The 24,625-nt window shown below is 70.3% G+C and carries 27 protein-coding genes; 5 read left to right on the top strand and 22 right to left on the bottom strand.

Features of this window, described 5'->3' with window-relative positions; genetic code table 11:
* Positions 1-53 precede the first annotated feature (53 nt).
* Positions 54-1,070 carry an NADP-dependent oxidoreductase gene (locus F3H57_RS20355; protein ID WP_149758515.1) on the top strand — a complete coding sequence of 339 codons (1,017 nt, stop codon included), beginning with the start codon at positions 54-56 and terminating at the stop codon, positions 1,068-1,070.
* A gap of 281 nt (positions 1,071-1,351) precedes the next feature.
* Here F3H57_RS20355 and F3H57_RS20350 read toward each other — a convergent pair whose 3' ends face one another.
* From F3H57_RS20350 to F3H57_RS20330, 5 genes are all read right to left on the bottom strand, one after another.
* Positions 1,352-3,466 (bottom strand): molybdopterin-binding protein, encoded by a 2,115-nt coding sequence (locus F3H57_RS20350; RefSeq protein ID WP_149758513.1) that lies wholly within the window; start codon positions 3,464-3,466, stop codon positions 1,352-1,354.
* On the bottom strand, positions 3,463-3,960 hold the full coding sequence (gene mobB / locus F3H57_RS20345; RefSeq protein WP_149758511.1) for a molybdopterin-guanine dinucleotide biosynthesis protein B: 498 nt from the start codon (positions 3,958-3,960) through the stop codon (positions 3,463-3,465). The genes F3H57_RS20350 and mobB overlap by 4 nt, the downstream gene beginning before the upstream one ends.
* Positions 3,957-4,562, bottom strand: coding sequence for a molybdenum cofactor guanylyltransferase MobA (gene mobA / locus F3H57_RS20340; RefSeq protein ID WP_149758509.1), 606 nt, complete (start codon positions 4,560-4,562; stop codon positions 3,957-3,959). The genes mobB and mobA overlap by 4 nt, the downstream gene beginning before the upstream one ends.
* Positions 4,559-4,975 carry a cytidine/deoxycytidylate deaminase family protein gene (locus tag F3H57_RS20335; RefSeq protein ID WP_149758507.1) on the bottom strand — a complete coding sequence of 139 codons (417 nt, stop codon included), beginning with the start codon at positions 4,973-4,975 and terminating at the stop codon, positions 4,559-4,561. The genes mobA and F3H57_RS20335 overlap by 4 nt, the downstream gene beginning before the upstream one ends.
* Positions 4,976-5,267: 292 nt before the next feature.
* Complete coding sequence (locus F3H57_RS20330; protein ID WP_149758505.1) at positions 5,268-6,167, bottom strand: formate dehydrogenase accessory sulfurtransferase FdhD; 900 nt, start codon at positions 6,165-6,167, stop codon at positions 5,268-5,270.
* Positions 6,168-6,217: 50 nt separating this feature from the next.
* On the opposite strand from F3H57_RS20330, the gene F3H57_RS20325 reads away from it, so the two are divergent.
* Entirely contained in the window at positions 6,218-6,940 is a 723-nt protein-coding gene (locus F3H57_RS20325; protein WP_149758503.1) for an AzlC family ABC transporter permease, read from the top strand.
* Between the two features lie 31 nt (positions 6,941-6,971).
* Positions 6,972-7,298: an AzlD domain-containing protein gene (locus F3H57_RS20320; protein ID WP_149758501.1), complete on the top strand. Its 327-nt coding sequence runs from the start codon at positions 6,972-6,974 to the stop codon at positions 7,296-7,298.
* Positions 7,299-7,508: 210 nt separating this feature from the next.
* Here F3H57_RS20320 and F3H57_RS20315 read toward each other — a convergent pair whose 3' ends face one another.
* The 12 genes from F3H57_RS20315 to F3H57_RS20260 all read right to left on the bottom strand — a co-directional run bounded on the left by F3H57_RS20315 (position 7,509) and on the right by F3H57_RS20260 (position 18,006).
* Positions 7,509-8,129: a hypothetical protein gene (locus F3H57_RS20315; protein ID WP_223163174.1), complete on the bottom strand. Its 621-nt coding sequence runs from the start codon at positions 8,127-8,129 to the stop codon at positions 7,509-7,511.
* A gap of 10 nt (positions 8,130-8,139) precedes the next feature.
* On the bottom strand, positions 8,140-8,274 hold the full coding sequence (locus F3H57_RS20310; protein WP_149758499.1) for an aa3-type cytochrome c oxidase subunit IV: 135 nt from the start codon (positions 8,272-8,274) through the stop codon (positions 8,140-8,142).
* A 60-nt stretch (positions 8,275-8,334) separates the two neighbouring features.
* Positions 8,335-9,399 (bottom strand): MBL fold metallo-hydrolase, encoded by a 1,065-nt coding sequence (locus tag F3H57_RS20305; RefSeq protein ID WP_149758497.1) that lies wholly within the window; start codon positions 9,397-9,399, stop codon positions 8,335-8,337.
* A 304-nt stretch (positions 9,400-9,703) separates the two neighbouring features.
* Positions 9,704-11,419: an acyl-CoA dehydrogenase gene (locus tag F3H57_RS20300; protein WP_149758495.1), complete on the bottom strand. Its 1,716-nt coding sequence runs from the start codon at positions 11,417-11,419 to the stop codon at positions 9,704-9,706.
* 234 nt (positions 11,420-11,653) lie between these two features.
* Positions 11,654-11,836, bottom strand: coding sequence for a Trm112 family protein (locus F3H57_RS20295; RefSeq protein WP_149758493.1), 183 nt, complete (start codon positions 11,834-11,836; stop codon positions 11,654-11,656).
* A complete protein-coding gene (locus tag F3H57_RS20290; protein ID WP_149758491.1) occupies positions 11,833-12,477 on the bottom strand; it encodes an LON peptidase substrate-binding domain-containing protein in 645 nt (214 codons plus the stop codon). Before F3H57_RS20290 ends, F3H57_RS20295 begins: the two co-directional genes overlap by 4 nt.
* Before the next feature lie 28 nt (positions 12,478-12,505).
* Positions 12,506-13,435, bottom strand: coding sequence for a thioredoxin (trxA, locus tag F3H57_RS20285; RefSeq protein ID WP_149758490.1), 930 nt, complete (start codon positions 13,433-13,435; stop codon positions 12,506-12,508).
* Positions 13,436-13,735: 300 nt separating this feature from the next.
* On the bottom strand, positions 13,736-14,050 hold the full coding sequence (locus F3H57_RS20280; protein ID WP_149758488.1) for a leucine-rich repeat domain-containing protein: 315 nt from the start codon (positions 14,048-14,050) through the stop codon (positions 13,736-13,738).
* 125 nt (positions 14,051-14,175) lie between these two features.
* Entirely contained in the window at positions 14,176-14,964 is a 789-nt protein-coding gene (locus tag F3H57_RS20275) for an exodeoxyribonuclease III (protein WP_149758486.1), read from the bottom strand.
* 160 nt (positions 14,965-15,124) lie between these two features.
* A complete protein-coding gene (locus tag F3H57_RS20270) occupies positions 15,125-16,165 on the bottom strand; it encodes a succinylglutamate desuccinylase/aspartoacylase family protein (RefSeq protein WP_149758484.1) in 1,041 nt (346 codons plus the stop codon).
* Positions 16,166-16,329: 164 nt separating this feature from the next.
* Positions 16,330-16,986: a peroxiredoxin gene (locus F3H57_RS20265; RefSeq protein WP_149758482.1), complete on the bottom strand. Its 657-nt coding sequence runs from the start codon at positions 16,984-16,986 to the stop codon at positions 16,330-16,332.
* A 75-nt stretch (positions 16,987-17,061) separates the two neighbouring features.
* Positions 17,062-18,006: an L-threonylcarbamoyladenylate synthase gene (locus F3H57_RS20260; protein WP_149758480.1), complete on the bottom strand. Its 945-nt coding sequence runs from the start codon at positions 18,004-18,006 to the stop codon at positions 17,062-17,064.
* Positions 18,007-18,066: 60 nt separating this feature from the next.
* Here F3H57_RS20260 and F3H57_RS20255 point away from each other — a divergent pair, with 60 nt between their 5' ends.
* A complete protein-coding gene (locus F3H57_RS20255) occupies positions 18,067-18,543 on the top strand; it encodes a GFA family protein (protein WP_149758479.1) in 477 nt (158 codons plus the stop codon).
* 4 nt (positions 18,544-18,547) lie between these two features.
* On the opposite strand, the gene F3H57_RS20250 is transcribed toward F3H57_RS20255, so the two are convergent.
* Entirely contained in the window at positions 18,548-19,414 is an 867-nt protein-coding gene (locus tag F3H57_RS20250; RefSeq protein ID WP_188129777.1) for a class I SAM-dependent methyltransferase, read from the bottom strand.
* A 135-nt stretch (positions 19,415-19,549) separates the two neighbouring features.
* On the opposite strand from F3H57_RS20250, the gene truB reads away from it, so the two are divergent.
* The gene (truB, locus tag F3H57_RS20245) at positions 19,550-20,452 is read left to right on the top strand and encodes a tRNA pseudouridine(55) synthase TruB (protein ID WP_149758475.1); all 903 of its coding nucleotides are present in this window, start codon (positions 19,550-19,552) and stop codon (positions 20,450-20,452) included.
* 47 nt (positions 20,453-20,499) lie between these two features.
* Here the strand turns inward: truB and F3H57_RS20240 are convergent, their stop codons facing one another.
* The 4 genes from F3H57_RS20240 to F3H57_RS20225 all read right to left on the bottom strand — a co-directional run bounded on the left by F3H57_RS20240 (position 20,500) and on the right by F3H57_RS20225 (position 24,495).
* Positions 20,500-20,814 carry a hypothetical protein gene (locus tag F3H57_RS20240; protein WP_149758473.1) on the bottom strand — a complete coding sequence of 105 codons (315 nt, stop codon included), beginning with the start codon at positions 20,812-20,814 and terminating at the stop codon, positions 20,500-20,502.
* A 201-nt stretch (positions 20,815-21,015) separates the two neighbouring features.
* Positions 21,016-21,717 carry an ABC transporter ATP-binding protein gene (locus F3H57_RS20235; RefSeq protein ID WP_149758471.1) on the bottom strand — a complete coding sequence of 234 codons (702 nt, stop codon included), beginning with the start codon at positions 21,715-21,717 and terminating at the stop codon, positions 21,016-21,018.
* A 26-nt stretch (positions 21,718-21,743) separates the two neighbouring features.
* Entirely contained in the window at positions 21,744-22,499 is a 756-nt protein-coding gene (locus F3H57_RS20230; RefSeq protein WP_149758553.1) for an ABC transporter ATP-binding protein, read from the bottom strand.
* A gap of 112 nt (positions 22,500-22,611) precedes the next feature.
* Positions 22,612-24,495, bottom strand: a complete 1,884-nt coding sequence (locus F3H57_RS20225; protein WP_149758469.1) for an ABC transporter permease — start codon at positions 24,493-24,495, stop codon at positions 22,612-22,614.
* Positions 24,496-24,625: the final 130 nt, after the last annotated feature.

Here is a 24,625-nt window from a genome sequence, read left to right as displayed (position 1 = left end):
TGCGCGGGATCACGCGGATTTCGCCGCCCCTGCCCCGACCGAAGGACAAAGCCATGGCTGACAGCCTCCGCCGCATCACGCTCGCCCGCCGCCCGTCCGGCGCGCCCGTGCCCGAGGATTTCGCCCTCGACACCGCGCCCCTGCCCGGCCCCGAAGAGGGCGAGGCGCTGGTCGAGGTCACGCATTTCTCGCTCGATCCCTACATGCGCGGCCGCATGGACGACGCCAAAAGCTACGCCGAGCCGGTGCCGCTCGGCGGCACGATGGGCGCGCAGGGCGTCGGCCGGGTGATCGCCTCGCGCGCCGACGGGATCGCGGAGGGCGACATGGTCACCGGCATGACCGGCTGGGCCAGCCACGCCGCCCTGCCGGGCGCCGAGCTGCGCAAGATCCCGGACGGCACGCCGCCGACGGCCGTGCTCGGCGTGCTCGGCATGCCCGGCCTCACCGGCTGGTACGGCCTCAACGACCTCGGCCGCCCCAAGGCCGGCGAGACGCTCGTGGTTGCCGCCGCCACCGGCCCCGTCGGCTCCATGGTCGGCCAGCTCGCCAAGCAGGCGGGCCTGCGCACGATCGCCATCGCCGGCGGGCCGGAGAAATGCGCCATGGCAAAGGAGGTCTACGGCTTCGACGCCGCCATCGACCACCGCGCCCATGACGACGCAGGCGGCCTGCGCGCCGCGCTCTCCGAGGCGGCGCCGGACGGCGTCGACATCTATTTCGAGAATGTCGGCGGCAAGGTGCTGGAGGCGGTGCTGCCGCTGATGAACACCCATGGCCGCATCCCGGTCTGCGGCGCGGTCGCCTGGTACGGCGCCGCCGAGGACAGCGCCGACCGCCTGCCCGCCACCTGGCGCGCGATCCTGGTCAAGCGCCTTTCGGTCACCGGCTTCATCATCTTCGACCACTGGCACCGCTACCCCGACTTCCTGTCCGAGGTCTCCCCCGGCGTCGCCGCAGGGAACATCGCCTACCGCGAGGACATCGCGGACGGTCTCGACGCCGCGCCCGAGGCTTTCATCGCCATGCTGAAAGGCGGCAACACCGGCAAGCAGCTCGTGAAGATCTGATCCGCCGGCCGGGCGGGGCGGCCCGCACCGCCCGGCTTTGCCCGCGGATCGACCTCGCCCATGTCGACCGCAGGCCGCGTGCCGTCACATCGTCTTGCCACCCCGACGAACTGCACGCCCCCAGCGCAACACGGCCGCACCGCAGGGCCACGCCCCTGCTTCTTTGGGCCGGCAAATACTCCGGGGGTGTGGGGGCTGGCCCCCGCTCCCGACCTGTCCACCCGCGCCGACCCGCCGCCAAGCGCTCCGTAGGGTGGGCAATCTGCCCACCCCCGGCCCCCTCACAACCCGAAGCTGCCGAACGGCACGAACCGCACCGGATCGCCCTTGCCCACCTCGAGCGGGCCGTCCGGCAGCTCCACCAGCCCCTCGGCCCAGCTCAGCCCCGACACCCGGCCCGATCCTTCGGAGGGAAAGACCTCCGCGCGCCCCTCGCGGATCCGCGCACGCAGGAATTCGCGCCGCCCCGCCTTCTTGCGCTTCTCGAACGCCGCCGGCACGTCGAAGCCCACGGGGTCCGGCCAGTCCTCGCCGGCCAGCACCGCCAGCGCCGGGCGGGCGAAGACCAGCGTGCAGACGAAGGCCGCGACCGGGTTGCCCGGCAGCCCGAAGACCGGTGCGCCGTTCCAGAGGCCGAGCGCCAGCGGCCGCCCCGGCTTCAGCGCCACGCGCCAGGTCTCCATCGCCCCGGCCTCGCTCAGAAGCGCCGAGACATGGTCCTCGTCGCCCGCCGAGGCACCGCCCGAGGTCAGCACCGCGTCGGCCTCCGCCGCCGCCCGGTCCAGAAGCGCGCGCAGCGCCTCGCGGTCGTCGGGGCAGCGCCCGAGGTCGATCACCTCGTGGCCCCAGCGCGCCAGGATCGCCGCCAGCATCGGCCGGTTGGCATCATAGATCTGCCCAGCCCCGACCGCGTCCCCCGGCGCGCGCAACTCGTCGCCGGTGGAGATCACCGCCACGCGCAGCGGCGCCCGCACCGGCAGATCGCCAAGGCCCACCGCCGCCGCCAGCGCCACGTCGCCCGGCGTCAGCCGCCGCCCGGCCGAGAGTGCCGGCGCCCCGGCCTCCAGGTCCTCGCCGGCCTTGCGGGTGTTCGATCCCGGCCGCACGGGGCCGCGAAAGGCCACCTCGCCGCCGCCGGTGCGCACGTCCTCGTCCATCACCACGGTGTCGATGCCCTCGGGCAGCGCCGCGCCGGTCAGGACGCGCACCGCGTTCCCCGCCGGCACCGCGCCGGGATAGGGCGCGCCCGCCGCCGCGCGCCCCTCGGCGAGCGGCAGCACGTTCTCCGCCCCCGCCCCGTCAGGCGCGGCGAGGCCGTAGCCGTCGACCGCCGTGTTGGGCTGCGGCGGATTGGACCGGCGCGCCGCCACGTCCCGCGCCAGCACCCGCCCCGCCGCCTCCTCCAGCGGCACCGACTCGGGTCCCGTCACCGGCGACAGGCCCGCGCGCAAAGCCGCCAGCGCCTCGTCCACCGGCGTCCAGTCGACGCCCGGCGGCAACGCGAAACAATCGTTCTTGAGCGGCGGCGGACGCACACCGCCCTCCGCCGCCGCGACAAGCGCCGCCTCGTGCCCGCGCCCGAGGATCCAGCCCTCCTCCGCGTCACCCTCTGCCAGCATCGCCGCGAGCTCCGTCTCCGGCAGCCGCGCCAGCGCCTCGGCCAGCACGCGCACCTGCGCCCGGTCGGGGATCTCCCCTTCCTCGGCACGCGACGCGACCGCCCCGGCGATCAGCGACGGAAACACTTCCGCCAGCACGATCCCTTCGCCCGCGGCCTCGAACGGCGCGACCGCGATATCCCCGGCAAAGCGCCCCCGCAGTCGCGCCAGCACCGGCAGGCCAAGCAGCGCCTGCGAGCCGACCGACCCCGTGGTGAAAAGTTTCCAGCACGGCTGCGCCCGCGCCAGTCCATCCTCGGCCGCGCGCCGCTCGGGCAGGCCATGACCTTCCCGCGCGGTCCCCTTCGCGGGCAGGTCCGGGCCCGCCTCGCCCTCGGGGCAGCCCCAGAACGGCCCGGTGCCTGGCAAGAGAGCGTTCAAGCGCCGCGCCACCGCCCAGCGGTTGTTGGCATTGTCCGCGCCGTCCTCGACCGCAGCCTCCAGCCAGTCCCAGAGCGCCAGCGGATCGGCCCGCCCCGTCACCGCCGCCGCAAAGCCGCGCGGATAGCCGAAGGGAAAGTCGAAGCCCGCCAGCACCCGCCGCCCGGCCTCCCGCTCCGCCGCGAAGAGCTCCGCCAGGTGCGTCTCGGCCGCCGCGCGGGTACGCAGGTACGTCGCCTCCGCCGCGCCGCCGTCCCGGACCATGCCGATCCAGATCGCGTCCTTCGTCGGCGCCTCGGGCGAAGGCGCGGAGCGGGCCGACCAGTCGACCACGACGATGGTATCGAACCCGCTCACAGCCCCACCTCGCGCAGCACGAAATCTGCAATCCCCGCGGTGTCGTCGAGATCGAAGACCGGCCGGTCCACCTCCAGCGTCCCCGCGCTGTCGCTGGCCACCGCGCGCACGCTCTGATCGCCCGGCGCGATCAGGTCCTGCCCCGTCGCGGCGCGGTGCGCCTCGATCTTGGGATGCCGGTCGCGCTTGTACCCCTCGATCAGCACCAGATCGACCGGGTCGAGCCGCGCCAGAAGGTCCTCCAGCGACGATTCCGGCGCGCCCCGCAGCTCCGTCATCAGCGCCATGCGCTTGCGCGAAGAGAGCAGCACCTGCCGCGCGCCGGCCTCGCGGTGGCGCCAGCTGTCGCGCCCCTCCTGGTCGACGTCGAAATGATGATGAGCGTGCTTTACGGTACTGACGGAGAAGCCGCGCCCGCTCACCTCGGTCACCAGCCGCTCCATCAGCCCGGTCTTGCCGGAGTTCTTCCAGCCGGTCACGCCGTAGATCCTCACAGCATTTCCTCCGCCGCCTTCAGGTCCTCGGGCGTGTTGACGTTGAAGAACGGCTCGCCCGGCCCGTCGAAGAGCGCCTCTTGCCCGTCATGCGCGTCGGTCCAGAGCACCACCTTGCGCACGCCCTCTCCCAGCGCCGCGCGCAGATCGTCGCGGAGCGCCACGGGCCAGAGCCCGAAGGTTGGGTGCCGCACCCGCCCCCGCTCCGGATCGGGCGTCGCGGCGAGCGCCAGGGGATGCGCCATCCCCGCCGCCGCGTCCTGCAGCCGCGCCACGAGGTCGCGCGGGAAGAACGGCGTGTCGGCGGCCACCGTCACGATGGCCTCCGCGCCCTCGCCCGCCGCCCAGTCGAGCCCGGCCAGAACCCCGGCGAGCGGTCCGGGATGGCCTTCGACGCTGTCGGGCAGGACCGGCAGGCCGAGCGCGGCAAAACGCGCCGGGTCGCCGTTGGCATTGAGCGCGAGCGCCCCCGCCTGCGGCGCCAGCCGGCCGATCACCCGGTCCATCAGCGTCTCGCGCCCGAGCGTCAGCAGCCCCTTGTCGCCGCCGCCCATCCGCGTCGCCTTTCCCCCGGCGAGGATCACCCCAAGCGGCGCGCTCACGGCTTCCTCCGGTCGTGCTTGAAGGCGGTCGGCATCAGCTCCCGCATCGGCAGGGTGACGAAGTCGCCGCCCCCCGGCAACGCGACCTCCGCATGCGGCGCGTAGTCGAGCATCAGCTCCCGGCACGGCCCGCAGGGCGGGATCACCTCGCCCCGGCGGTTGACCGCGGCGACGAAGGTCACGCGGTCGTCCGGATCGGCGGCCATCGCCATGCCCAGCGCCACCGGCTCGGCGCAGACGCTCGCGCGCGGCAGCGTGCTGTCGAGGTTCATGCCCACGAAGCGCCCGCCCGAGGCGGTCAGCACCACCGAGGCGACCGAGTGCCAGTCGCCGCGCTGCCGCTCGGCGATGAACCGCCGCGCCTCGGCCACCGCCACCGCCTGCACCTCGGAGATCTTCATCGGCGCGGTCATGTGCGACCTCCGCCGGCTGCCAAGGGCTGCCGGGCGCGCGCCGTCCCGCGGGTGGGCGCCACACGCTCCGAGGTCAGCGCTTCATCCCGGCCATGCTCCTCCGCATCACGAACGCAGCACAAGGGTGACATCGCGCCGACCCGGGGGGCGGGTCGGCGCGCGCCCGGCGCCTTCGGCGCTGTTCGGGCGATCAGCGCGTTGCTCCACCCGGACAGGCGGGAGGCGTCGCGCCCGGCGTTCCGGACACGCTCACCGAACTGCCGCACCGGCGCCGCACAATTGCCGCCCGGTCTCATGCGCCGCCCTTCCGGCCCGATTTCTTCGCCTCGTCGGGCACGCTGCCGGGGTCGGCGTCGCGCACCAGCCGGTCCTCTCCGGCCAGGCACACGAAACGCTTGCCCCGCAACCGGCCGACCAGCGTCAGCCCGACCTCGCGCGCGATCTCCACCCCCCAGGCGGTGAAGCCCGACCGCGAGGCGAGCGCCGGGATCCCCATCAGCGCCGTCTTGATCACCATCTCCGAGGTCAGCCGCCCGGTCGTGTAGAGGATCTTGTCGTCCGGCGACACGCCCTCCAGCACCATCCAGCCGGCGATCTTGTCCACCGCGTTGTGGCGGCCGACATCCTCCATGTAGACCAGCGGGCGATCCTCCTTGCACAGCACCGTGCCGTGGATCGCCCCGGCCTCGAGATACAGCGACGGCGTCGTGTTGATCCGCTGCGACAGCGCGTAAAGCCACGAGGTCCGAAGCTCCGCCTGCGGCAGCGTCACGCCGGCAAGCCCCTCCATCATGTCGCCGAAGACCGTGCCAACGGCGCAGCCCGAGGTGCGGGTCTTCTTCTTCACCTTCTCCTCGTAGGTGGTGGCCGAGGCGGTGCGCACCACCACGGTCTCCAGCTCCTCGTCGTAGGAGATCCCGGTGATCTCCTCGCCGTCGGCGAGCATGCCCTGGTTCCTGAGGAACCCCACGGCGAGGTAGTCGGGATAATCCCCGATGGTCATCGCCGTGACGATCTCCTGCCCGTTGAGGAAGATCGTCAGGGGGCGTTCCTCCACCACGGCGATTTCCGTGGCCTCGCCGCTCTGGTCGGCGCCGGTCACCGCGCGCGTCAGGCGCGGCGCCTTGGGATCGGGCGCGATGACGTAGCCGCCCGCGTCGGGGCCGTTCTCTTCGGGTGCGGTCAATTGCATCTCCCTCCCGCGCGCTCTAGCTACGGCACGCAAGTGACGAAGAGGTAGCCATGACGACGCGCGGCGTAAAGTCACCTTACCTGCGGGGCGTGATCGACGGCCTGCCCTTCCTCGCGGTGATCGCGCCGTTCGGGTTGCTCTTCGGGGTGATCTCCGCCGAGGCAGGGCTGTCGGTCCTCGACGCCGTCGCCTTTTCCGTCGCGGTGATCGCGGGGGCGGCGCAGTTCACCGCGCTGCACCTGATGACCGACCACGCCCCGACGATCGTGGTGCTCGTCTCGGCGCTCGCCGTGAACCTGCGCATGGCGATGTACTCGGCCTCCATCACCCCGCATCTGGGGCACCTGCCGGTCTGGAAACGCGCGCTCACCGCCTATTTCCTCGTCGACCAGACCTACGCGCTCTCCAGCCTGGAATTCGAACGGCGCGAGATGGGCGTGGGCGAGAAATTCTCCTATTTCCTCGGGACCGTCACGCCGATCTGCCTGCCATGGTACCTCTTCACGCTGGCCGGGGCCTGGGCCGGCGCGGCGATCCCCACCGATATGGGTCTCGATTTCGCGGTGCCGGTGGCGTTCCTGGCGATGATCGGGCCGATGCTGCGCACCCCGGCGCATATCGCCGCGGCGCTGGTGGCGGCGGGCGTGTCGCTGGCCTTCGCCTGGCTGCCCTACAACCTCGGCCTCATCGTCGGCGGCATTGCAGGCATGATGACCGGCGCGCAGGTGGAGCTGGTGATCGAGCGTCGCGCAGCCCCGGAGGAAGCGGCATGACACGCCCCGGACGGCAGGAAAGGACCGCGCGATGATCGATACCGGCACGCTCTGGCTCGTGATCGTCGGCCTCGGCATCGGCAGCTTCGCCTTGCGCTTCGCGTTCCTCGGCCTCGTCGGAGACCGGCCGCTGCCGCCCTGGCTCCTGCGCCATCTGCGCTACACCGCCGCGGCGATCCTGCCGGCGCTGGTGGCGCCGCTGGTCCTCTGGCCCTCCGCAACGGACGGAGAACCCGACCCGGTGCGCCTGGCCGCCGCCGCCGCGACGCTCGCGATGGCGTACCTGACCAAGAACGTGCTGGCGGCGATGGTGGCGGGGGCGGTGGTCCTGACCACCGGCCTCTACATCGTGGGCTGACACCCCGCCCCGGACGAAGATCAGATCGCCTTCTTTCGGACCCCCGGGAACACCGCGCCTCGATCCCGGCACGGAGCGCCGCATCCGTGTCAGCCCCGAAACCTTGCCACTCGATTCGCTTGTGATCGGAAAGACGCCGGAGGCGCAGCGCGCGAGGCGACCCTCCGGGGCCTGTCGCAGACCCTGGAACGTCCCGCCAATTCCACCGTCTCAGCTTTCGCCGTCCTCGAAATAGGCATTGACGGCAATGCTCTTGTCGTCGCTGTCGTTCTCGAACCGCTTGCGCGTCGTCACGCCGGGCAGCGCGCCGAACTGCTTGGACAGCCCGTTCGGAAAGAAGGTCGGCCGGATCGATTCGAAGCCCGGCAGCCCCGCCAGGACGTTGCCCGCCGCCTGCGTGCACAGCCCCTGCGCCACCGTGCCGTAATTCATCGCCCGCTCCAGCGCCGCCTCGGCGACCTCGGGCGGCACCTCCTTGCGCTGCACGACGACGTGGTAGGTCTCGCGCGCGTGCGCCTTCTCGTAAAGCTCGGCGAGCCGAGGGCTGATGCCGTAGATCACGTCGCCGCGCTCGATCATCTGCGGATGGCTCACCGAGCCCGCCGGATCGAAGACCACGCGCTGCGAGCCGTTGATCATCAGCGAGGAATGCGCGCCCCCGCCCGACCGGTTGGACACCATCGTGAAGAGCGTGATCGCCGGCGGCCCGTCATGCATGTAGGCCGCGCGCGCCACCGCCTCGGGCGGCGCGTCGGGGCCGGATTTCGTCGTGGCGCAGCCCGCGACGAAGCTCGCCGCCATAACGGCGGCGATCAGTCTCCGAAATGCCATTGGCGCCGTGTCAGGCGCCGACGAGGGCAAGCAGGACGACCAGAACCGCGATCACCACGACCGAACGGACGGTGAAGGTGACGAAGCCGTCGAAGGTCTTCTTCTGGGTGGTGATGTCCATCTCGCCGTGCTTGTGCTCAGCCATGTCTCGCAAGTCCCTGCCAGTCGTGTTCGCGCAGCGAGTTAGCCGATTCCTCCGGCCCTGTCACGCGGACCGTTCCGCGCACCCCTCCGCCGCGGCGGCGGCGGCGCGAAAGCGCCACGCGCCGTCGTCGCCCAGCGTCCGCTCCGCCCGGCCCTCGTGCCACAGATGCAGGCAATGGGCCACCGCCTCGACCAGGGCGAGGCCGTATTCGCCCTCCCCGATCGTGCGCTTGAACAGCGGCGGGAAACATTCGCCGGCAGATTTCCCGGCCCCCAGATGCGCCTCGAGCCGCGCCAGCCCGCCGTGGTGGTTGTCGATCAGTTGCCGCATCCGCACCGGCAGCCCGGTGAACGGCAGCTTGTGTCCGCCGAGCACCAGGTGATCGGGCCGCGCCAGCGTCTCCAGCCGGGCGCAGGCCTCCAGCCAGTCGGCCACCGGGTCGGCCTCGGGCTGGGTCGCGTAGACGCCGATGTTGGGGCTGATCGACGGCAGGATCTGGTCGCCGGCAAGGACGAGGTTGTCGTCCCGGCTCCAGAATGCCGCGTGTTCGGGGGCGTGGCCATTGCCGATATGCACGTCCCAGTCGCGCCCGCCAATGCGGATGCGATCGCCCTGTTTCACGCGGGTGAAGCCCAGCGGCATCGGGTGGACGATATCGGCGAAGTTGAACGGCCGCTCCTCCGCGCGCCTCGCGAGAATCTCCGGGTCCATGCCGCAACGCCGCCAGAAGGTCAGCGTCTCTTCCGGCGGGCTGTCCTGCTCGTCGAGCGTGAGCATCCGCGCGAAGAGCCAGGCGGTGCGCGTGGTGACCAGCTCCGCCCCCCGCTCCTGAAACCAGCCGGCATTGCCGATATGGTCGGGGTGGTGGTGCGTGACGATCACCCGCCGCACCGGCCGCCCGCCGAGCGGGCCTTCGAGCAATCGCTCCCAGATCGCCGTGCCGCGGCGCGAATGAAAACCGGTATCGAGGATGGTCCAGCCATCGCCGTCGTCGAGCGCGTAGACGTTGACGTGATCGAGCTTCATCGGCAGCGGCAGGCGCATCCAGAGGACGCCCTCGGCCACCTCCACCGCCGCGCCCTCTGCGGGCGGCTCGGCCCACGGATACCGGATGCCGTCGCTCATGGGGTCTCCTTTTCGTGCTGCGCAGGGACTTCGCACAGCGCGGCGGGGCCGTCCATCGCGGAGGCCGCCGGAATGTGTCTGCATCAGCCGAACCAGGCACTGCCCGTCCGAACAGCACCGAAGGTGCCGGGCGCGCGGTCGCCAGCGTCGCGCCATCGGTCCGAGCGACGATGGCGGCACCGGCCCGACGGTCTGGCGCGATGTCATCCTTGCGCGACGTCCGGATTGCGGAGGGGCTTGGCCGGGATAAAGCGCGTACCTCAAACGGCGCAGCGCCAGCCCCCGGTCCGCCGCGCGCCCGGCGTCACGCCGCCAGGTCGTCCGGCGTCAGCGCATAGAGATCCTCCGCCCCGGCCCGCGCATGGGCCAAGAGCCCCGCATGTTCCGGCAGAAGCCGCATGATATAGAACCGCGCCAGCCGCTCGCGCGCGCCGCCGCTCTCGGCCACTGCCGCGCGCAGGTGGTAGTACCCGCCCAGCACCCGGGCGAACCCTTTCAGGAACGGCATGGACCCGGCAAAGCGCGCATTGAGATCGCCCTGCCCGACCAGCCATTCGACCGTCTCGCGCAGGGTTTCCGCCGCCTCCCACACCGGCGCGGCGAGGTCCGGCAGGTGTTCTCTCGCGGTTTCCGCAAAGGCCTCGACCTCGTCGAGGAGCGCGAACGCCGCCTCGCCGCCATCGGCCATCTTGCGCGCCACGAGGTCCATCGCCTGGATGCCGTTGGTGCCCTCGTAGATCGAGGTCACGCGCACGTCGCGCAGGAATTGCGCCGCGCCGGTCTCCTCCACGAAGCCCATGCCGCCGTGCACCTGGATGCCGAGGTCCGACACCGCGATGCCGGTCTCGGTGCCGAAGGCCTTGGCGATCGGCGTCAGCAGCGCCGCGCGCGCCTGCGCCTCCGCCCCTCCGGCGCCCCGCCCGCGGTCGATCGCCACCGCGCAGGCCATGGCGATGGCGCGCGCCGCGAAGATCTCCGCCTTCATCGTCGCCAGCATCCGCCGCACATCGGCATGATCGACGATGCTGCCGGTGCCGTTCTCGACCGGCGAGCGGCCCTGCGTTCGGTCCATCGCGTAGGCCAGCGCGTGCTGGTAGGCGCCCTCGGCCACGCCGATGCCCTGCGCCCCGACGCCGAGCCGCGCGTTGTTCATCATCGTGAACATCGCCTTCATGCCGCCATGCTCCGGCCCCACGAGCCAGCCCTTCGCGTCCTCGAAGGACAGCACCGCCGTGGGCGAGCCGTGCAGCCCCATCTTGTGCTCTAGGCTGACCGTCCGCACGCCGTTGGCCGCCCCGACGCTGCCATCCTCCTTCGGCAGGTACTTCGGCACCATGAAGAGGCTGATCCCCCTTGTCCCGGCCTCCGCCCCCGGCAGCCGCGCCAGCACCAGGTGGCACACGTTCTCCGCCAGGTCGTGATCGCCCCAGGAGATGTAGATCTTCTGCCCCGAGATCCGGTAGCTGCCGTCGTCCTCCGGCTCCGCCCGGCTGCGCAGCGCGCCGACATCCGATCCGGCCTGCGCCTCGGTGAGGTTCATCGTCCCGGTCCACTCGCCCGAGATCAGCTTGGGCAGGTAAAGCGCCTGCATCTCCGCGCTGGCGTGATGCTCCAGCGCCTCGATCTGCCCCTGCGTCAGCAGCGGGCAGAGCTGCAGCGCGAGGTTCGCGCCCGACATCATGTCGTTGATCGCGGTGGTCAGCGCCGCGGGCAGGCCCATGCCGCCCTGCGCCTCCCCGGCCGAGACGGCGACCCAGCCGCCCTCGGCGATGGCGCGGTAGGCGCCGTCGAAGCCCGGCGAGGTCCGCACCACGCCGTTCTCGAGCCGCGCGGCGCTCAGGTCCCCGTCCCGGCGCGTGGGCGCCAGCACCTCGTCGCAGACCCGGCCGGCTTCGGTCAGCACCGCCTCGACCGTGTCGGGCGTGGCCTCCGCGAAGCGCGCCTCGGCGGTTACCGCCGCCAGGTCGACCACGTGATCGAACATGAACCGAAACTCGTCCACCGGCGCGCGATAGGCCATCGTCTGCTCCTCCAACGGGTCCGGGGCGCACCGCGCCCCCTGCCAGCCCAAAGTGCCAACGCCCCGTCGCCGCGACAACTCGAACGCGGCGTCACGGCCCCGGCGCCTTCGCCGCCGGGCGACCCACGCCGGACCGGACGCCCCCTTTCTTCTCGTTCCAAGTACTCCGGGGGTGCGGGGGCTGGCCCCCGCTCCGGCACTCTCCGCCGGCGCCTCGGTGAGAGCGGCACGTCCTCAGTCGAGCACCCGCGCCTCGTCCCGCAGCATCACCGGAATCCCGTCGCGGATCGGGAAGGCAAGGTTGGCGCGGCGGCTGATCAGCTCCTGCCGCTCGGTGTCGTATTCCAGCGTGGTATGCGACACCGGGCAGACCAGCGCCTCCAGCATCCGCCTGTCGGCGCCCGTCCTTTCGGTCATTGCAGCGTCCCCTCGTTCCCGCCGCCCCCGCGCAGCGCGTATTCGATCAGCGTGACCAGCGTCTCGCGCCGGGTCATCAGCGACGGCGCCTCCAGGAGCGCCTGCTTGTCCTCGGGGTCGAAATCCAGAAGCATCGAAAGCGAGTTGATCAGGAGCTCGTCGTCGGCCTCCTTCAACGTCTCCCAGTCCGCCGACAGGTTGCGCACCTCGAAATAGCGATCCAGGAGCTTGAGAAACTTGGCGCGAGCGAAGGCATCGTCGCTTTCCGGTCCGCCGCGGTCGGCCTCGAACCCGTCCCACTTCACAGCGCAGCGCCGGTAGGGCGTGAAGCCGTCGACCTCGTTCTCGACCCGGAATCGCGAGATCCCGGTCAGGGTGATCATGTAGCGCCCGTCCTCGGTCTCCGAGAACTGGGTGACGCGGCCGGCGCAGCCGATCCGGTGCAGCGCCTCGCGGTCATTGGCGGTCGGCGCCGGCTGCACCATGCCGATCAGCCGCGACTCGGTCTTCAGGCAATCGTCGAGCATCGCCAGGTAACGCGGCTCGAACAGGTGCAGCGGCAGCCGCGCGCGGGGCAGCATGAGCGCCCCGGGCAGCGGAAAGATCGGAATCACGTCGGGCAGGTCAGGCATCCGGCTCATGGCTTTGCCAGCTAGCCCATCGCCCCCCTCAGGCAAATATCATCGAAGACAGTTTTCGCCGCCCGTTCAACACGATGGGATCGTTCGGTTTCAGCGCGTCGAAGATGGTGAAGAGCAGAGTTTTCGCGGCCCCGTCGTTCCACTCCTTTTCGCGCCGGAACAGCTCCAGCAGCTGATCCACGGCCTCTTCGGTGCGCCCCGCAGCCTGCAGCGCCTGCGCGAGATCGTAGCGCGCCTGGTGGTCGTCCGGGTTCGCCTCCACCTTCGCCTGCAGATCGGCCACCGGGCCGGCGTTCTCGGCCTGCCGGGCGAGCGCGATCTGCGCGTGCGCGGCCTCGAGCTCGGGCGCCGTGGCGATCTCCGCCGGGGCGCCGTTCAGAACCGACTCGGCCTGGTCGACCGATCCCATCGCGACGAGCGTCTTGACCAGCCCGCCATAGGCGCGGGCGTTCTTCTCGTCCTCGCCGAGGATCGCCTGGTAGACCTGCAGGGCGTCGTTCGTCTCGCCCTTCTCGACCATCTCCTCGGCCGCGGTCAGCGCCTCGTCGAGGCCGTCGCCCTCGGCGGCGCCGGCGCCGCCCGCCTGCTGCACCAGCCGGTCGACGAAGGCCTTGATCTCCGATTGCTGCACCGCGCCCTGGAAGCCGTCGACGGGCTGGCCCTGGTAGAAGGCGTAGACCGTCGGGATCGACTGGATGCGCAGCTGCGCGGCGATCTGCTGGGCCTCGTCGACATTGACCTTGGCCATCTTCACCGCGCCCCTGGCGGCCTTCACGGCATCCTCGAGCATCGGCCCGAGCGTCTTGCAGGGCCCGCACCACGGCGCCCAGAAGTCGACGATGACCGGCACCTCCTGCGAGGCCTCGACCACGTCCTTCATGAAGGTGGCTTCCGAGACGTCCTTGATGAGGTCGCCGCCGCCCTGCGGCTGGGGTTGCGTTCCGCCGAGTTCGATCATGGCCGTTGTCCTTTGTGCGTGAGGGTCCGGGGCACCTTGTCGCTTTGCAGCGCTAGATGGATCAGCACGCCCCATGTTGCAAGGGCGGGCAGCCCGAACCGCCCGCCCCGCACCGCCCGAGCAAAGCGATCCCGCCCGAACAGCGCCGAAGGCGCCGGGCGCGCGCCGGCCCGCCCGCCGGGTCGGCGCGATGTCACCCTTGTACGACGTTCGTATTGCGGAGGGACGTGGCCGGGATGAAGCGTAGATCTCGGAGGCAGCGGCGCCCACCCGCGGGCCGCCGCGCGCCCGACTCCACGATCAAAGTAGCCCGGAACGTCCCTGACCCAGCCTATATAGGTCGGAAACCTCTGAAAGCGCGGCGAGCTCGCTGGCTTGCGTGCCGTTGAGCCACAGCCCTCTCAGCGCCGTCAGTCCGGAGAGCGGGGCAAGGTCGCTGACCTGCGTTTTGTCGAGTTCAATCCGCCGCAGCGTTCGGGCCTCGGCGATCCGCGCGGGCAACCGGTCAAACGCACGCATTTCCTCCAGGTCGAAGCTCAACCGCTCCGCCCCGTCCCGGGTCGCCTCTTCGATCATCTCCTCCGCCTTCGCGAAGGCCGCGTCCGCGTCGCTCATGCCGTCCCCTCACCCGTCCGGGCGCGATCCTGCGTCAGGACGGGGCGGGCGGCAACCGGCCTGCGCGTCTGGCCGGCGGAGCCATACGCGAGCCATACGGATGCCGGAGGGCGGCCAGCCCCCGCTCAGATGTCGAAGGTCGCGAAGACCGGGGCGTGGTCCGACGGTTTCTCCCAGCCGCGGACCTCGCGCAGGATGCGGCTGCCCGAGGCGCCCGAGGCTAGGTCGGGGGTGGCCCAGATGTGGTCGAGCCGGCGGCCCTTGTCGGCGGCGTTCCAGTCCGGCGAGCGGTAGGACCACCACGAATAGAGCTGCCCGTCGGGGATGTCCTGGCGGGTGACGTCGACCCAGCCGCCGGCCTCCTGCGCCGCGTTCAGCGCCTCGGTCTCCACCGGCGTGTGCGAGACGACCTTCAGAAGCTGCTTGTGCGACCAGACGTCGTCCTCGCGCGGGGCGATGTTGAGATCGCCGACGAGGATCGACCGGTGCGGCCGGTCCGCGCCGAAGTGCTTCTGCATGTCGGCGACATAGTCGAGCTTCTGGCCGAACTTGGGGTTCTTCTCGCGGTCCGGCACGTCGCCGCCCGCGGGCACGTAGAAGTTGTGGATGACGGTACCGTCCTCCAGCCGCCCGGCGACGTGCCGGGCCTGGCCGAGCTTGGCGAAGTTGAGATCGCCCGCATCCTCCATCGGCAGTTTCGACAGGATCGCGACGCCGTTATAGCCCTTCTCGCCGCGCGCGGCGATGTGCCGGTAGCCGATATTGTGGAATATTTCCAAGGGGATCTTGTCCACCGGGCTCTTGCATTCCTGAAGGCACAGGATGTCCGGCGCCTCCTGGCGCAGAAGCTCCGTCACCAGCCCCGCGCGAAGCCGGACCGAGTTGATGTTCCAGGTGGCGAGGGTGACGGGCATGGGGGATCCTCCCTTGTCGCTGCGCCGCCCCTATGCCGCCCGGGCGCGGGCGAATGCAACCCGGAAGGGCGCGGCCCGGAGAGGTCGGAGGGGGCGCTGCCCCCGCGCCTGCGGCGCCCCCCGGAGTATTGCGAACGAGAAGAAGCGGGGGCGGGGCACCTCAGATGATTTCGTCCTCGTCGAAGAGCGGCGGGGCGTCGAGAAGCTCTGCGACGAAGCCCTGCGCGGCGGCTTCGGCCACGGCCGGGCGTTCGGGCATCGCGACGTGAAAGAGCGCGTCGCCCTCGTTCACCACCGGAAGGTTGGTGCGGCCGATGACGATGCCCGATGCGGGGGCGAGGACCTCCGCTTCCACGTCGCCGAACGGGTCGGAGACGAGGCCGAGGACCGCCCCCTCCTCCACGTATTCGCCGCGCGGCTTGAGGGTCCGAAGGAGCCCGCCGGTCGGTGCGCGCACCCAGGTGGAGCTTTCGCAGAACACCGCCGGCGCGCGGCTGCGCGGGACACCGCGCGCGGAAGTCATGCCGAGCGCCTTCATCACCCGGAGGATGCCGGCGACGCCGGCGCGCGCGGCCATCTCGTCGAAGCGCAGCCCCTCGCCCGCTTCGTAGAGCAGGACGTCGACGCCCTCGGATTCGGCAGCGGCGCGCAGCGAGCCCTCCCGTACGCGGGAATGCAGCGTGACCGGCGCCGCGAACGCCTCTCCGAGCGAGCGCAGGCGCGGATTGCCGGGTGTCAGGCGAATTTGCGGCAGGTTGATACGTCCGACCGCGGCGGAATGCAGGTCAATGCCCACGTCGCAGCGGGTGACGATCTCGGACATGAAGAGGGCCGCCAGTCGTCCGGCGAGCGATCCCTGCGCGAAGCCCGGGAAACAGCGGTTGAGATCCCGCCGGTCCGGCAGATAGCGCGAATGGTTGAGAAAACCGAAGGCGTTTACGATCGGCACCGCGATCAGCGTACCCGACAGGCGCGCTACCGGGGCCGTGCGCAGGAGGCGGCGGACGATCTCCACCCCAATGACCTCGTCGCCGTGGATGGCCGCGGAAACGAAGAGCGCAGGACCCGGACGCCGGCCATGGACCACATGGGCCGACAGCGTGACCGGCGTGTGATCGGAGAGGACCGATACCGGCAGATCGACCGTGCGGCGGCTACCCGGAGCAATCTCGGTCCCGCCGAGGGCGAAGGGTTGGGGCATGGGGCCTCCTTTTTGCGGAGGCGATGAGACCCTATGGCGGCGCGGCTGGCAAGGTCGAGCCGGCTGGGCGGTCCGCCCGTGGAGCACCGGCCGCCCTGGCGCGGCCGGTGCTCCACGGTGGCAGCTGCCAGCCGCCTATGCAGCTCGCCGCCCGGCCGCCGGTCTCAGCCCGGCAGCTTGGTCATGCGCAGATAGGGCAGAACGGTCTGATACTGGCCGAAGCGCGTGGTGGCATCCTCCGCCGACACGGTCGCGGGGATCACCACGTCGTCGCCCACCTGCCAGTTCGCCGGCGTCGCCACCCCGTGCTCGGCGGCCGTCTGCAGCCCGTCCAGCGCGCGCAGGATTTCCGCGAAGTTGCGGCCGACATTCATCGGATAGGTCATCGACAGCTTGAGCGTCTTGTCCGGCGCGATGATGTAGACGGACCGCACGGTGGCGGTGTCGTTCGGCGTGCGCCCGTCGGGCAGGTACGCCTCGGCCGGGAGCATGTCGAACGCCTTGGAAACCTCGAGCGAGGTGTCCGCGATGATCGGGAAGCCGGCCTCGGCGCCCTGGCTGACCACTTCGATGTCCTGCTTCCACTTGCCGTGGTCCTCGGCCGAATCGACGGAGATGCCGATCACCTTGGTGTTGCGCTTGGCCCATTCGTCGGCCAGCTGCGCCACTGCGCCGAATTCGGTGGTGCAGACCGGGGTGAAGTTCTTCGGGTGCGAGAACAGGATCACCCAGCTGTCGCCCACGAAATCATGGAGCGAGAACGTGCCCTGGTCGGTTTCCACGGTCAGGTCGGGAATGGTGTCGTTGATTCGCAGGGACATGGGTTGTCCTCCGTGTCGGTTGCCGTTGCGGCACAGATAAGGTGCTGCGCCGAGGAATGCAGCCCCCTTGCACGCTCAACCGCGCGGCGCCGCGGCGCGCGCCAGCCGGTCGTTGATCGCAAGGCCCAGCCCGCGCCGCGGGACCGGGGACACGGCGATCGTCCCGGCTCCGCAGGCATCGAGCGTGTGCAGATGCGCAAAGAGGTTCGCCGCCGCCTCGCGCAGGTCGCCGGCGGCCGACAGGTTCAGATCGCACTCCACCGGTCCGAAGCCGAGCCGCGCCTCGCCGCCGCGCCACGTCTTTGCATCGAGCCTCACATCCGCCGCCGGAGCGTAATGCGAGGCGGTCTGGCCCGGCGCGGAGACGCCATCGCCGTCCGATCGCGCCACGACCGGCACGCCGAGCGCGGCGCTCAACTCATCGCCCGAAATCCCGCCGGGACGCAGCAGGATCGGAGCGCCGTCGAACCCCAGAATGGTCGATTCGAGGCCCACCTCCGCCGCGCCGCCGTCGACGATGGCGGCGATCCGGCCGTCGAGGCTCCGGGCGACATGGTCGGCTTGCGTCGGGCTGATCCGTCCCGACCGGTTGGCCGAGGGCGCAGCGACGGGCCCGCCGAACTCCGCCAGTAGCGCCCGCGCGACCGGATGCGCTGGCATGCGCACGGCGAGCGTGTTCAGCCCCGCCGTCACCAGTTTCGACACTCCCGCGCCCGGCCGGAGCGGCAGGACCAGGGTCAGCGGCCCCGGCCAGAACGCCTGCGCCACCGCCCGCGCCGCATCGGACCAGTTCACCAGCGCCTCTGCCGCCGGGAGGTCCGCGACATGCACGATCAGGGGATTGAAACTCGGTCGCGCCTTCGCCTCGAAGATCCCCGCGATGGCGTGATCGTTTCGCGCATCCGCGCCGAGACCATAGACCGTCTCGGTCGGGAAGGCGACGGCCTCTCCGTCACGCCAGAGCGTGGCGGCACGGGCGATCCCGTGACTGTCGGCCTTCAGCCGTTCGGTGCTGCGCATCTGCCCTCCTGCGGCGGCGCGTGCTATTGGGCGAGTCGACCGCCCCTGGAAGGTAGTGCCATGACCGATCCCGCCGCCGAATGGAAGCTGCCCCTGACCGCCCGCTGTCGCTGCGGCGCGACGGAAATGACGATCTCCGCCCCGCCGCTGGTCACCATGGCCTGTCATTGCCGCGGCTGCCAGCGGATGACGGCCAGCGCGTTCTCGCTGTCGGTCGCCGTGCCCGAGGCGGGCTTTGTCGTCTCCGGGCCCGAGCCGGTGCGCGGCGGAGCCAGGAGTGACGGGCTGGCCCATTTCTTCTGTCCGGACTGCATGAGCTGGATGTTCACGCGGGCCGACATGCTGCCGAACATGGTCAATATGCGGGCGACAATGCTCGACGATCCGGCCTGGGCGGCACCGTTCGTGGAGACCCAGACCGAGGAGAAACTGCCCTTCGTCCATCTCGACACCGCGGCGAGCTTCCCGGGCTTTCCCGGCATGGACGAGATGCGGGACCTCGTCGCGCGGTTCGCGGCCGAGGGCCAGAGGCCCTGAGCGCTCAGCGGATCCGCGGATTGCTGCGGATCCCCGGCCGTCCGGCCCGGCGCAGGAGGCCCCGTGCAATCCGCTCGATCTGCGGCATGGGGCGCACGAGCGCGGCGTAGAACTCGTGCTGGGGCGCGCGCGTCTCCTCCACCAGCGCAAGGTCCAGCCCGATCAGCCCTTCGGCGCGCAGCGCCTGCATCAGCGGGCCGAACTCCGCCGAGGACAGCACGTTGCAGTGCACGTCGACGTAGGCGTCGCGCGCCGCCTTGGCGCGGGCCTCGGCGAATTCGGGCGTGTGGCGGCGCGAACCTATGGCGCGCGACTTGCCCTCCCACAACGCGCGGACGTTGACTGGCCGGTTCATGAGGAAGTGTTCGCGCACGATGTCCGGGTCGGGCCGGGTGAGTCCGCGCGTATGCCGGTCCCTGAGTTGCGCCAGTGTGGTCGCTGGCCGGTCGATGTCGTAGGTGTAGCGTCGGTCGGGATAGGCCATGAGGAACACCCCCCCGGGCCGCAGGATCCGCTCCACCCCCTGCAGCACGCGGATCATGTCCGGCACATGTTCGAGCACGTGGGCGCAGAACACGAAGTCGAGCGACCGGTGCGGAATCACCTCGTCGAGTTGTCGGTCGAGGAGGACGTGGTCGACCGGCACGACGTCAGCGGGGTCGCGCGGCTTGCCCTTCTCGGCGGCTCGGGCCGCCATGTTGCGCAAGGTTTCCGTGTCCTGCACGTCGGCGTAGAGTATCCCCGGGAACCGATCGCGGTTGAAGACAGGCCGGTCGAACGGCCCGATCTCGAGCCCCTTGCAGGACGCCAGGTCGAAGCGGTTCAGAAACGCCTCACGGCGTTTCGTTTTCGCGGCCTTTACACTCTGCACGTATGTCATTCCTTTGCGGCCGGGCACATCCGAACCGGGTAGAAGCCCCGAAGTGGTCCGTCAAGCGCGGTCAGGCTTGACCGACGCGCGGGCATTCGCTACGCGGCCAGCCTCATTCGCAGCAAGGGGATCGGCATGGGGCGCGCACGCAAGGGTCGCGACATCTCGGGATGGTTGGTGGTCGACAAGCCGGCCGGCATGACCTCCACCGCAGTCGTGAACAAGGTGCGTTGGGCGCTGGCGGCCAAGAAGGCCGGCCATGCCGGCACGCTCGACCCCGAGGCGACGGGCGTGCTGGCCATCGCGATTGGCGAGGCCACGAAAACCGTCCCCTACGTGACCGATGCGCTCAAGGCCTACCGCTTCACCGTGCGGCTGGGCGCCGCGACGAACACCGACGACGCCGAGGGCGAGGTGATCGAGACCGCGCAGGCCCGCCCCTCGGACGGCGAGATCAAGGAGGCGCTACACGGCTTCGTCGGAGAGATCATGCAGGTGCCGCCGCAATTCTCGGCGGTGAAGATCGACGGGGAAAGGGCCTACAAGCGCGCCCGCGACGGAGAGACGATGGAGATCGCGGCCCGCCCGCTCTGGGTCGAGGAACTGACGATGACCGAGCGGCCCGACGCCGATCACGTCGAGCTTGAGATGGTCTGCGGCAAGGGCGGTTACGTCCGCTCCGTCGCGCGCGATCTCGGGCAGGCGCTCGGCTGCCTCGGCCACGTCGTGTCGCTGCGCCGCACCTGGTCCGGCCCCTTCGAGGCAGAGGACGGTCTGAGCATCGAGGAAATCGAGTCGCTCGCCAAGAGCCCGGAGCTGGACGAAAAACTGTTGCCGGTCGAGGCGGGCCTGACGGATCTGCCCGAGGCGCGCTGCACCGATGACGGCGCGGCGCGGCTGCGCAACGGGAATCCCGGCACGGTCGTGGCATCTGGGCTGGATTACGGCGCACCCTGCTGGGCAAGCCATGGCGGCCGCGCCATCGCCGTCGGCCGTTTCAAGGGTGGCGAACTCTGGCCCGACAGGGTCTTCCGGTAGAACGATATTCGGCGGACGGGGCCCACCCCCCGTCCGCCGAGGCTGCATCACTCGGCCGCGACGGCGGCCAGTTCGTCCTTGTCGGCGCGGTCGATGCTCTCGAAGATCATCGAGGCATACATCTGCAGGCGCAGAACATCGCCTTCGGGCGGCTCCTCGCCTTTCAGGATCCTGCGGCTGATGGCCCGAAACTCGTCGAATTCCCGCTTGCGCAGACGGTATTCGGCCAGCGGCCACCGGGCCGGGGTCGGCAGCGCCTGAAGCCGCTTGATTGCGGTGCGCACGGCATTGCGACGGATCGTGGTCTTCGGCACCGACGCCACCAGGGCGGCGTCCTTCTTGAGGCTACGGTCAACGAACATCTTAAATACCCCCGATTGAGCTGTCGTTGTCCGGCGGCGGCAACTCTTCCTATAAGAGAGCGACAACCTCCGAATACACCCAACCTTGGGTTGCGTTTCTGGCAAGATTAAGGCGCGTTAACCTTTTAGGCGACTTTTCGGAAAAAAGATTAACCCATCACGTGTGTTCCGCAAGACGAATGGTCAGCGGAGCGGAACGGTTCAGACCGACAGGTAGGCGTCGCGGATCTCGGGATGGGCCTCGAGGTCGGCGAGGGTGCCGTCGAACTTCACTTCGCCATGCTCGACGATGACCGCGCGATCGGCGACGGCGCGGGCAAAATGCAGATTCTGCTCGGACAACAGCACCGTAAGCCCCTCGGCCTTGAGCCGCAGGATCGCATGCGCCATCTGCTCCACGATCACCGGGGCGATGCCCTCGGACGGCTCGTCGAGCAGGACCAGCGCAGGATTGCCCATCAGCGTGCGCGCAATGGTCAGCATCTGCTGCTCCCCGCCCGAAAGCGCCTTGCCGGCATTCCGCCGCCGCTCCGCGAGATTGGGGAAAAGCTCGAACAGGGAACCCTCGGTCCAGGCGACGGCACCGTCGCGAGGTGGCTGACGACCGACCTCGAGGTTCTCGACAACCGAAAGCTGTGTGAAGATGCGCCGTTCCTCCGGCACGTAGCCGAGCCCCGCCTGCGCCACCCGGTGCGGCGGCCAGCCGGTAATGTCGCGACCGCCGAAGGTCACACGCCCCCCGCGCGGCGGCACGAGCTGCATGATCGACTTCAGTGTCGTCGTCTTGCCCGCGCCGTTGCGGCCCAGCAGCGCCACCACCTCCCCCTGCCCCACCGCGAAAGACATGCCGTGCAGGACCTGGGCCTTGCCGTAGAAGGTATCGAGTTCGCTGACGTCGAGCATGTCTGGCTCCGGGTTATAGTGCGGGATCAAAGCGCGAGCGTGCCGCCGCCGAGATAGACTTCCTGCACGCGCGGATCGGCGCGAATCGCGTCCGCATCGCCTTCGGCGATGAGCTGGCCGCGGTTCAGCACCATGATCCGGTGCGCATGGGTAAAGACGACGTCCATGTCGTGTTCGGTGAAGAGGACGGCGGTGCCGCGATCCCGCACGATCCCGGCCACGAGCCGCATGAGATCCGTGCGCTCGCGTGGGGCCATCCCGGCCGTCGGCTCGTCCATCAGCAGAAGCTTGGGATCGTGGGCGAGCGCGATCGCCAGCTCCAGCCGCTTGAGGTCGCCGTAGGCGAGAATCGCGGCGTGCCGGCCGGCCTGATCGGCCATGCCGACGGTCTCAAGCAGCACCATCGCGTCGTCGCGGTAGAGTCCGCGCGCCCTGGGGATGATCGAGAAGGCCCGCCCATGATGCGACAGGAGCGCCATCTGCACGTTCTCGATCACCCGCATCGACGGATAGGTGGCGGTGATCTGGAAGGTGCGCCCAACCCCCGCCCGCCAGATCCGCCGCGTCGGCCAGTGCGTGATATCGGTGCCATCGAGATGCACCGTCCCGTGCGTCGGCCGGAGCTGGCCCATGAGCATGTTGAAACAGGTCGACTTTCCCGCACCGTTTGGACCGATGATGGCGAGCAGTTCCCCCGGCGCAAGCGCGAAGCTGACGTCGTCGACGGCGCGAATGGCGCCGAAATGGCGCGACAGGTGGCGGGCTTCGAGGATCGGGGTCATCATGCGCACCTCGGATCGCGTGAGAGTCGTGGGGGCTCTGCCCCCACACCCCCGGAGTATTTGTCGGCCCAAAGAAGCAGGGAACGGCGCGGGCGGGCGCGGTGGGCGGGGATCATTCGGCGGGCTCCTTCTGACGAGCGGGCGCGTCGGCGGCGCGCACGAGGCCGAGACGGCGGGCGAGCTTGCGCAGGCCGCCGACGATGCCCTCGGGCGCGAGGATGACGACCGCGATGATCGTCAGGCCGAGCGCGAGGCGCCAGTATTCGAAGCGGGTGAGCGTGTCCTCCAGACCCTTGAACACCGCGCCGCCGACCCAACCGCCGGAGAGTGTCTTCACGCCTCCGAGGAAGACCACGATGAGCGCATCGAAGCTGCGCGCGATCTCCAGCTCGTTGGGAAAGACCGAGCCCTTGGAGAAGACGAAGAGGCCGCCGGCGAGCCCCGCGAGCATGCCGGCGAAGGCGAAGGCGGCCCATTGCAGTCGGTGCGTGGCGAGGCCCGTCGCCTCGGCCCGCGCATGCGCGTCGCGCGCGGCGCGGAGCGCGTAGCCGAAGGGCGCGTGCGCCGCATGGCGCAGGAGCAGGATGCCGCCGACCGAAAAGGTGAAGGCGAGGTAGAAGAAGACCCCGTTGCCCGAGGCCCAGCTTGCCGGCCAGACTCCCACGATGCCGTCGTCGCCGCCCGTGACCTCGCCCCACTGAAAGACGAGGCTCCACAGCAATTGGCCGAAGGCGAGTGTCAGCATGGCGAAATAGACGCCGGTCGCGCGCAGGGCGACATATCCGATGGCGATTGCGGCGATTCCGGCGCCGAGCGGCGCGAGAAGAAGCGCAAGTTCCATCGGCGTGTCCGCGTATTTGACCGAGAGCGCGGCGACATAGGCGCCGCCTCCGAAGAACGCGGCGTGGCCGAAGGAGACCAGCCCGCCCTGCCCGAGAAGGAAATGCAGCGAGGCGGCGAAGAGGCAGAAGATCAGGATGTCGGTTGCCAGCACGATCGCGAAGTTACCGCCCCAGAGCGGCAACGAGGCAAGCGCGGCGAGGCCGAGCGCGGTCAACGCCTGGACCGCGCGGCCGGCGGGCGCGATGGGTTCCTCGGGCTCCCCGACCTGGCCGAGCTCGCCCGCCACCTCTTCGCGGCCGAGAAGGCCGAAGGGGCGCCACATCAGCACCGCGACCATCACGAGGTACATCAGGACCAGCGTCGATTGCGGCAGGAACGTCACCCCGAAGACGTTCAGCACCGAGATCAGGATCGAGGCGAGAAGCGCGCCCGGAAGCGAGCCCATGCCCCCGATCACCACCACCACGAAGACCTGCGCGAGGATGGTGAAGTCCATCAGGAGGTCCGCGCCGCCCTTCGGGAGCTGTAACGCGCCGCCGAGCCCGGCGAGCGCGCAGCCGAGAAAGAAGGTCCCGGTGAAGAGCCAGCGCTGGTTGACGCCGAGCGCGCCGACCATCTCGCGATCCTGGGTGGCGGCCCGTACGAGCACGCCGACGCGGGTGCGAGTGATGAGATACCAAAGCCCGAGCGCCACGAAGGGGGTGATGGCGATGAGCGCAAGATCGTATTGCGGCACCGGCTCGCCCATGATCCGCACGATGGAACCGAGCCCGGGCGCACGCGGGCCGAGAAGGTCCGTCGGCCCCCAGATCATCAGCGCCAGATCCTGCACCACGAGGATCACGCCGAAGGTGGCGACGAGCTGGAAGAGCTCGGGCGCGGAATAGACCGGGCGCAGGACGAGGATCTCCACCAGCGCGCCGATCAGGCCGACCGCGAGACCGGCGAGCAGGATCGCCCCCCAGAAGCCGACCGCGCCGGGCAGAACCTGCATGAAGCTGTACCCGACATAGGCGCCGAGCATGTAGAACGAGCCATGGGCGAAATTGACGATCCGCGTGACGCCGAAGATGAGCGACAGCCCGGAGGCAACCATGAAGAGCGCGCCGGCATTGGCGAGCCCGGTCAGCAATTGCGCGAGGATCAGGCCCATCGTGCACCTGTCCCGGTTGCTACGTGGCACGCGGTCCGGAAGGCCGAGGCGGCTGAGCCCATGGGAGCGAGGGGCCAGCCCCTCGCGCTCCCCGGGATATTTTCAGGCAGATGAAGACAGGGGCGGGTCA

The organism is Roseivivax sediminis, from assembly GCF_900112685.1.
Taxonomy (GTDB): domain Bacteria; phylum Pseudomonadota; class Alphaproteobacteria; order Rhodobacterales; family Rhodobacteraceae; genus Roseivivax; species Roseivivax sediminis.
This window is presented reverse-complemented; position numbering and strand designations above follow the sequence as displayed.